The organism is Miniimonas arenae, assembly GCF_006351005.1.
In the GTDB taxonomy this organism is placed as follows: Bacteria; Actinomycetota; Actinomycetes; order Actinomycetales; family Beutenbergiaceae; genus Miniimonas; species Miniimonas arenae.
In genome coordinates, this window is the sequence record NZ_VENP01000040.1 from 21,785 (window position 1) to 28,624 (window position 6,840).

Genomic DNA, 6,840 nt, shown 5'->3' on the forward strand with positions numbered 1-6,840 from the left:
CCATCAACCAACGCGCTCAACCGCGCCGAATGGGCCTGGCGACGTCACAATCCCGGGAGCCCACTCCGAGACTCACGAGGCTCACTCACGCGAGCGGTTCAACTCCGCAGCGCCGCTCGCGCCGGCGCCAACGTGGCCGGAGTTGCGCAGCAAGGGCTCAGCACTCTGGATCGCGCCCAGAGTCAGCTCTGGTAGTGCCGGAAGGGTGCGGCTGGCGCGACGTCGCCGGCCCGGATTCACTCGCAATACGGTTGATGTAGGTGAGGTTGTGGTCTCGAGGAAGATGGTGGGTTGGCGGTGGTGGTGGCTCCACGTGTGTTCATTGGCTCCTCGTCGGAGGGGCGATCGGTCGCAGAGGCGTTCCAGGCGCTCATCGCGGATGACTCGGAGCCGACGATCTGGCATCAGGGCGTCTTCGGGGCCGGGGAATACACGATGGATGCGCTCCAGCGTGCGGCCGAGGAGTCCGACTTTGCGGTGTTGGTCACGACACCGGACGACGTGGTCGAGCGTCGCGGTGAGGCATTCCCCGCGATGCGGGACAACGTGCTGCTCGAGTTGGGCCTATTCATGGGTGTGCTCGGACTGAATCGCGTACTCATGCTGGCTCCGACTACGCCCCGGATGGCGTGGCCTTCCGACCTGGCCGGAATCACACGCCTTCCCTCGTACCCTCCAGATCGCTCAGACCGGAACCTGCGTGCGGCTCTCGGCCCGGCGGCGTTGGAAGCGAAGCAGATCTTCGGTCGGCGTGGATCGCGGCCGGCTACCTCACCCGCGTCGGCCCCTCAAGCAGGCGATCACGTGCGACTACTTGAGTACGAGCTCGATCTGCTCTGGACCGCGGTCGCCGCTCAGGGGTGGCGGCGTCTCCGCCCCAACTCCACCACAACGATTCGCGTGATTAGTCCGAGGGGTCGGCGGTTCTCGATGCAACTATCAGCGGACCCGTCGGTGACGCGGTCGACGCTGCGCAACTTTGCTCGCCAGCTACGCGCGAATGGCCTTCGTGTGAACGATCGCGTACGCCAGCCCGTCTAGGTCGCTGGGACCGGGTCGGGTTCTCCCGCGGGCCCTTGACGGGAGTCCCCGCGGGAGAACGACGCTCCAACCCAACTACGCCCGTTGGGAGCCCCTACGGGATGCCGCGCCTGGTCCGACTTGCGTGCGACGACCGTTCGAGGTGGTCCTGGAACCTCCTGGGCTCTGTTCCACGAGGCAGGCATCGCGCCTACCCTCAAAGGTTGTCTCCGAAAGCCGGTGCGCTGAGAATAGCCTCTGCGGCGCTCGGCGTACCCCGCGTTCCCCCGACGCTGCACCGCGTAGGAGTCGGAGAAGATGCGGCCGAGCGCCTGTCGGTAGTGCAGGTCGGCATCGTGGATCGCGACCTGGCGCCCGCCGTCGACGCGGCCGCGGACGAGGCGAGGGGTGTCAATGTGGTCGAGCACGAGGTGCTCGCCCAGGTCCCGCAGCACACGCCTGGCGCGGTGTCGCCACTGGTCCCTGGCGTGGTCGACGTCGGCCTCGTCGAGGTGGGCGACCCAGGCCAGCCAGTCACGCTGGAGCGCAGCCCATGCGACGTCGCGGCCCTCCTCCCGGGCGGCGCGCACCTGCTGAGGGTCGACCGCCCCGCGAGCCTGGGTGATGTCGGCGTTGAGCCGCCCGACGGCGTCACGCGCCTCGAGTCTCACCGCGGCCACGGTTTCGGAGCCAGGTCAGTCGTGAGGCGACCTGCATACGCCGAAGAAACCCCTCGGTCCTTACGAGTGTGTCGCCCAGGACCCCAACGGCTGCTGGTTGCCGCCGCGAACCGATAGCGCCCGCGCATTGCCCTAGGTGGCAGGACGCCTGACCGCCGGGCTTCCGAACACGGATTGGGATTGACGTCACCGACTCAGTCCTACTGTGAGTCCGTCTTCGACACACCTGGCGCAAGACACGCACTCCGCTCGCCCGACGCTCGCCGTGCCAGATCACCTTGCTGCCGCAGCGCTCCGGCAGGTGGTGCGCCCCCGGAGTGGGAGCGAACTATCCAAAAGTATTGTAGGCATGACCGAGGCGACTGAGTACGCTCGGCACGCAGGAGAGAGGGGGCCTACAGGGGACGGTGCTCGCGAACGACGACGCACAGCCTGCGAGCGTGACGCCTTCAACCACGCCCCCACGACCCGCCCTGGCAGCGCGGAGCAGGGCATTCAAAGCCATTCGAGAGCAACAGAGGAGAGAGTCTTGAAAGCACGCATCGCAGCAGTTCTCTCGCTAGTCGTCCTCTCAGCCGCACTCGCGGTTGCCCCTGCGTCTGCCTATACGAGCGCATGGCGTAGCGACTCCAGCACGTGGGTGCAGTTGAGCTGCGGAGGAATCAACCACGGCCACACCTCGGACCGAGCGTTCATCAACTCAAATGGCTGTGGGTACTACGTCGGAATTCGCGCCAAGTGGAACGAGGCCGGCGCGGACCGGATCACCGCATGGAGTTTCGGGGACACCCTGGCGTCAGTCTCGCGCTCGCGCATCTTCGCTTACCAGTATCAGTACTGACGTGAGGCTGGGGTCTCGATTCATACGCGCGCTCGGCGCGGCGGGCACGGCACTGTTCGTCGTAGGGTCTGCTGCGGGGTGCTCACCCGGAGAAGCGCCGCAGCCCGTTCCGACGATCGATGCACGTATCCTGGCTGCGGCTCGTGAGCAAGGGGCGAGTGACGAGCAGCTGAGCATTCTCGAGTCCGGCGCGGTCGAGTTCGAGGAGTATCAGGAGGCGGTGGACCGGTCACTGACGTGCATGCGGGACGCTGGCATCGAGGTGTTCGACGACTCGGTCACCAGCGCTCGAGGGTTCCCGGAGATCTCCTACTCGTTCGCGACGAGCTCGGCGGGACGAAGCGACGATCAAACGCTCGCGATTGCCGATGCCTGCCTCGCTCAGCACAGTCTCTTCGTGGAGCAGGCTTACCAGCTCTCCCCCGCCTCGATCGAGCAGCAGGAGGCCGCGTTTGGTCCCTATCGCGACGTCGTGATTACCTGCCTTGCCGAGAACGGAGGGGAGGTGCGGGACGACGCGACCATGCCCGAGGTTCTCGGGGCAGCCGCGGACCTTGAGTCGAGGTCTGGGGTCGACTGCGTCTCGGAGTCCGGGTACGGGCGGTGAGCATGAACGGGCGCTTCGCGGGGGTCGCGGTTGGCATCCTGGTGCTCGCCCTGGGATGTGCCGTCGGGTTGTGGTGGGCGGAGCTTCGGACGAGCTCCCCGCTCACGTCTGATCTCCCCGAAGCCGCACTGATCGTGCCCGTCGAGGAGGTTGACCTGGCGCCCCAGTTCGCTGTGGGCCTCGCAGTGGAGCGAAGCCCCGGTGACGAGGCGCGCGTGTCGGCGACGGGAACCGTGACCCGCCTCGACGTTCAGCCCGGCAGCGTCCTGGATGCGGGCGATGTGGTCGCACACGTCAACGATGAGCCTGTCGTGGCCTATCTCGGTGACGGACCGCTGTGGCGCGATCTCTCCCCCGGCGATGAAGGGCCGGACGTTGCCCGAGTGCAGGCCTACCTCGAGGCGCTGGGATTCGACGCTGGAACGGTCGACGGAACGTTCGGCTCGGCGACGGCCGCTGCAGTTACCGCGTTCAACCGCGCCTACGCGACGGGCGTCTCTGGCGACACCTTCGAACTGTCCAGCGTGGCGTGGATCGGCAACGCTCCACTCACCGTCTCCGAAGTGGTTCCGACGGTCGGTGCAGCCGTTGGAGCCGGCGAAACGCTCGTTCGCGGGCCTGCACACTTGGCGTCGATCCTCGTGTCCGAGCCGCCCGGTGGCTTGCCGGGCGGAGACGGGTACCGCGTACGAGTAGGAGACTTCGAGACGAGCTACGCGCCAGGGTCCGGCGCGATCCGCGACGCGGAAGCGGTCGCGCGGATCGCCGAAGAGCTCGGCACAAGTGGAGAAGGAGCAGGAACGGCCGAGAGCACGACCACCCGACCTGCGGTACGAGTTTCGGCTTCGTCGGTTGTGGTGGACCCGACGACCGGCAAGACGTGCGTCTACGACGCCGTCGATGGACCGCCAATCCCCGTCACGATCCTCGGCGGGACCACCATGCACGCTGACCTTGATCCGGGTGTTTCGGTCACAACTGTGCTGTCGAACCCGCTGCAGATGATGGATCGCCCGACGTGCGACTCGTCGTAGACGCCGTCCGCTTCGCGTACCCGGGCCGACCTGACGTGCTAGACGGAGTGCACATGGACGTCAGTGCCGGGGAGTCGGTGGCTGTGGTGGGTCCGTCGGGCTCGGGGAAGACCACTTTCCTTGCCCTCCTGGGTGGGCTCTTGCAGCCGCTCGCTGGCCGCATCCACCTCGAGACCCCGCACGGCACCGTCAACCGGACGGCTGCGCACGTCTCCTGGGTACTCCAGACGGTTAACGTCCTGTCCGACAGGTCGGTGCTCGACAATGTCGCTCTGGGGGCATTCTCCGACGGCCTCGACAGGACGACTGCGAACGACCACGCCGTTCGAGCGATCGACCGCGTCGGTCTCGGCGAGATGAGCTCGTGGCCGGTCCGAACGCTCTCGGGCGGCGAAGCGCAGCGTGCAGCGATCGCACGCGCCGTCATCAGTGAGCGCCCCGTGCTACTCGCGGACGAACCGACGGGGCAACTCGACGAGCACACGTCCAGGCACGTGGTGGACACGCTCCTGCGCTCCGCGGAGGACAAGATCACGGTGATCGTGACGCACGACAACAGCGTGGCGGCCAGGTGCTCCCGAGTCGTACGGCTCTCCGGCCGCAGGCTCTCGTGAGGTGCCCGTGACATCGGCCCACCGCCGCGCTGGCTGGAGGCTGACGGTCGCTGCCGGTGAGGGGTTTCGCAACTGGCGAAGCGGCCGCTGGCTCACGGCGATCGCCACCACGTTCGTGATCGGGGTGCTATCCATTCCCACCGTGATCGACGGCGTGTGGATCGATCGCCTTCTCGCCGACGAGCGCGCCTGGGTGAGCGCAGGAGGACGCACCCTCGTCGTGACCAACGACGAGGGAGGCGGCATACCCCGCGTGGACTGCGAGTCACTGACTCACATCGAGGGAGTACGCGCCTCGGCCTCGCTCACCCGGATGCCCGAGCGCACCGGAACCGTGAGCGCACCCGACGCGAACACTCCCCTCGTCGCGGCCGGGGAAGGGATCTGGGGCCTGCTCGGGGTAGCACCGGTTGACGGTGTCATCGTTCCAGTAGACATCGCTCAAGACCTTCGCCTGCAGGCTGGGAGTCCGCTCGTCCTCACCCCGACGAGTGCAGGCGGACCAGCCGGAAGCGGATCCCCCGCTCGCGAGGCCTCAAGCGTGGGCGCTGTCGTCGACACCAGCGTGCTCGGCGAGCAGTTCGAGTACGCACTTCTTCTGCCAACAAGCGCGACCGGGAACGCTTCAACCTGCATGATCAGCTACGCACCGGGATACGAGACCTCGATCCGGCAAGTGATTCCCACTCTGCTCGGCGACGGAACGCACGACGCTGTGCTCGCGGATCGACTGGTGAGCGGGACCTACGGCCGCGACTTCTCGGCTGAGTACGAGCGGCGTGGACTTAGACTGGCGTCCTGGTTCGGCGGAGGCGCCATCTCACTACTATGGTTGCTGATCGTCTGGATCAGGCGCGGCCGCGACGGTCTGTACGCCACCCTTGGCGCCGACTTCGCTGCTCGCGCGGTGATACGGGGTTCAGAGGGCGTCGTTCTGATCGGGACGTCCGCACTAGCGGCAGTCGTAGTGGTCGGCCTGATCACTCCACTGGCCCTGCAAGCCCCGTCCGCTCTGGTCGCCGATCTGTTGCGACACCTCGCAATCACTTCCGGCGTCGCCATAATCGGGGTTTGCGCCAGCGTCTTCCTCCCTCTGAGATCTCCCCTGGCCTCTCTCAAGGACCGATAGGCGCGAGGACGTCTCACCGACAGACGGCTCTGCTGACGCTCCTCCGCCGCGAGCACCTCGGCGGAGGTGAACCTCTTAGTTTTTCAAGGATGGTGGTTAGGACCAAGAGTGTGTGGTTGCGGTCTCCGACCCGAGTTCCACAGTCCTAGCCTCGATGTTTCGTCGGGCGGGGTTGGCGAGGTTGTCGGCGTCGTTGCCGGTCTCGCGGCGTGAGTGTGGCATCGGGGTGTGACGTCGTGCCGCGTGTCGTCGCGGTGGGCGCGGGTTCCGGCCGGTGGGGTTCCTGGGGTCGTGGGTGGGTAGAGGCGCGGGGGTCAGGTCGGTGCTGCCGCCAGGGCCCTGAGGCGCTGGTGCGCGGCGATGACGACGTCTGCCCAGGCGTGGGTCTCCTTGATGTGCAGGATGACGCGGCGGGCGTGACGTGCGATCGCGGCCGGGGCGGTGAACAGGCGTAGCCGGAGTCGCTTGGGCTCCCAGACCCGGGCGCTCTTCTCGTCGAGTCCGAGGAGGGCGAGCCAGGCCAGGAGATCAGTGGCGAGAGCGACGATCTGGAGCCAGAGCTCGTTCTGCGCGAGGGTCTTCAAGGGGAGGTTGCGTAGCCCGGTGTCCTTCGCGCAGCGGATCCGGTCCTCGCAGCGCGCCCTGCGGCGGTGGCGTAGCTCGAGGACTTGAAGCTGTCCGCGGCGGGCGTTCGTGGCGAACGCGGTGAGGCGGTAGCCCTCGGCGTCATCGAGCCGGTCCTGGGCCACCCTCGCGCCGGGGTGGGGCCGCTCGCGACGCACGATGACGCGCATCCCGGTCGGCCAGCCCGTCAGGTGCCCCCGCTGGGTGAGCAGGATGGTGATGTCGGCGACGTCGGCGTGCTCGTTGACCTCACCGGTCGCGGTCAATGCCGGGCTCCACCCGCCACCGGTC

6 protein-coding genes are annotated in these 6,840 nt (G+C 67.3%); 5 read left to right on the forward strand and 1 reads right to left on the reverse strand.

All coding sequences use genetic code 11. From position 1 onward, the window contains the following. Positions 1–315: 315 nt before the first annotated feature. From FH969_RS16165 to FH969_RS10705, 5 genes are all read left to right on the forward strand, one after another. Positions 316–1,041 (forward strand): TIR domain-containing protein, encoded by a 726-nt coding sequence (locus FH969_RS16165; RefSeq protein ID WP_425462461.1) that lies wholly within the window; start codon positions 316–318, stop codon positions 1,039–1,041. A 1,501-nt stretch (positions 1,042–2,542) separates the two neighbouring features. After that, the gene (locus FH969_RS10690; RefSeq protein WP_108719430.1) at positions 2,543–3,148 is read left to right on the forward strand and encodes a hypothetical protein; all 606 of its coding nucleotides are present in this window, start codon (positions 2,543–2,545) and stop codon (positions 3,146–3,148) included. Positions 3,149–3,150: 2 nt separating this feature from the next. Further along, positions 3,151–4,182, forward strand: coding sequence for a peptidoglycan-binding domain-containing protein (locus FH969_RS10695; RefSeq protein ID WP_108719429.1), 1,032 nt, complete (start codon positions 3,151–3,153; stop codon positions 4,180–4,182). Positions 4,183–4,229: 47 nt separating this feature from the next. Next, positions 4,230–4,796 (forward strand): ABC transporter ATP-binding protein, encoded by a 567-nt coding sequence (locus FH969_RS10700; RefSeq protein ID WP_281285367.1) that lies wholly within the window; start codon positions 4,230–4,232, stop codon positions 4,794–4,796. A 1-nt stretch (position 4,797) separates the two neighbouring features. Continuing rightward, on the forward strand, positions 4,798–5,925 hold the full coding sequence (locus FH969_RS10705) for a hypothetical protein (RefSeq protein ID WP_108719427.1): 1,128 nt from the start codon (positions 4,798–4,800) through the stop codon (positions 5,923–5,925). 314 nt (positions 5,926–6,239) lie between these two features. Here the strand turns inward: FH969_RS10705 and FH969_RS10710 are convergent. After that, on the reverse strand, positions 6,240–6,840 hold a 601-nt coding region (locus FH969_RS10710; RefSeq protein WP_218975304.1), incomplete at its 5' end, for a transposase.

Excerpts from the sequence above, each read along its gene's own strand:
- FH969_RS10695 (WP_108719429.1), top strand. The coding sequence starts at position 3,151 with ATGAACGGGCGCTTCGCGGGGGTCGCGGTTGGCATCCTGGTGCTCGCC.